At 68.6% G+C, this 1,640-nt stretch carries 2 protein-coding genes; one reads left to right on the forward strand and one right to left on the reverse strand.

The genetic code is table 11. The features are described 5' to 3' along the window. Positions 1 to 508 (forward strand): hypothetical protein (locus tag H926_RS0105800; RefSeq protein WP_202804671.1); only part of this gene is annotated, 508 nt, incomplete at its 5' end. Here H926_RS0105800 and H926_RS0105805 read toward each other — a convergent pair. After that, a partial coding sequence (locus H926_RS0105805) for a UxaA family hydrolase (RefSeq protein ID WP_022675471.1) occupies positions 505 to 1,640 on the reverse strand: 1,136 nt, incomplete at its 5' end. The two genes, H926_RS0105800 and H926_RS0105805, sit on opposite strands and share 4 nt — an antisense overlap.

Consider the following 1,640-nt stretch of genomic DNA (forward strand, 5'->3'; position numbering starts at 1 on the left):
GCCCGAGCCGGAGGCGCCGCCGATCGTCGTCAACCACGCGCCAGAGCCGCCGCCCCCGCCTCCACCTCCGCCGCCGCCACCCCCGCCGGTCGCCATTTCCACGCTGATCGTCACTGTGTCACCGCCCACCGCCTGCAAGGATTGCGAGACGGTCAGGCTGTCGGTGTCGCCCACTGGCGAAGTGCTGATCGAGCGTGGCAGCTGGGATATCGTGCACCAGAAATGGGTCTATCGCCGCACCCCGACCAAGACGCGGGGGCAGAACGCCGACGCGTTCATCGCTGCGCTGGCCGGCGATCGCCCGCTGGGCGTCAAGGCGATTTCCGGCACCGAGGGTTGCACCGCCACGGGCGATGCGGGCGGCAACGTTGCGCTGCGCTGGGTCGATGGTATGCGCGATGACCGCCTGACCGTCAGCTTTGCCTGTGCGCCCTATGCCGGCAGCACCTGGGAACGCCACGTGCGTGATGCAGCGGCGCTGCTCAAGCTGACTCGCCCGATCTTTTAAAGCGTCACGCCGCGTTTCCAGATGCCGATGGCGCGTTCGTCATTGGCTTCGTTGCGCGCCGGGGTGCCACTGGCAATGGCGAGGATGCGCGTCAGCAGCGCCTGGGCTGCGGTGTCCATGCCGATATCGAGCGCCTGGCCGGCATCGAAATCGATCCAGCCCGGTTTGTGCCGCGCCAGCGCGCTGTTCGAGGCGATCTTGACCGTGGGCACCGGGCTGCCCAGCGGCGTGCCGCGCCCGGTTGAAAACAGCGTGAGCGTGGCGCCGGCCGCCGCCAGCGCGGTGGTGGAAACGGCATCGTTGCCCGGCGCCTCCAGCACGGTGAGCCCGCCCTGGCTGACCTGCCCGCCATAGTCGATCACGTCGGTCACCAGGGCCTGGCCGCCCTTTTGCACCGCGCCCAGCGACTTTTCCTCCAGTGTGGTGATGCCGCCGGCGATGTTGCCGGGACTGGGGTTTTCCGAAACCGGCTCCCCATGGTCGAGGAAATAGCGCTTGAAGCGATTGACCAGGGTGGAGAGCCGATCAAACACATCAGGGCTGGTGGCGCGGCCAAGGAGCAGGGTTTCCGCGCCGAACATCTCGGGAATTTCGGTAAGGATGGCAGTGCCGCCGGCTTGCGTCACCGCATCGGTCATTCGCCCGATCAGCGGGTTGGCGGTCAGCCCGCTCATCGCATCCGATCCCCCGCATTTGACGCCAAGGCGCAGGGCGGAAAGCGGCACGGTGCTGCGCGTGTCCTGCGCCATCAGGCCGAGCAGATCGGCCAGATGGGCTTCCCCGGCGGCGAACTCATCACTTTCCGATTGCGCGCGCAGCACCCGCAGGCGATCGCGCCGACTGGCAGGAATGCGCCCCAGCAGCGCATCGAGCTGGTTGGATTCGCAGCCCAGGCCCAGCAGCAGCACGCCTCCGGCATTGGGGTTGCAGGCCAGCGCCGCCAGGATCGCAGCCGTGCCATCGAGATCGGCGCCGAGTTGTGAACAGCCGAACGGATGGTTGAACGCATGCACGCCATCGATCGCCGCGCCCGGCATGGCGGCGGCCATGGCCTGGCCGCGCGGTGCCAGCCGCTCGCCCAGCCGCCCGACGCAGCCCACCGTGGGCAGGATCCACACCTCGTTGCGCGTGC

Origin of the sequence: Novosphingobium sp. B-7, from assembly GCF_000410615.1 — a bacterium.
Lineage (GTDB): Bacteria > Pseudomonadota > Alphaproteobacteria > Sphingomonadales > Sphingomonadaceae > Novosphingobium > Novosphingobium capsulatum.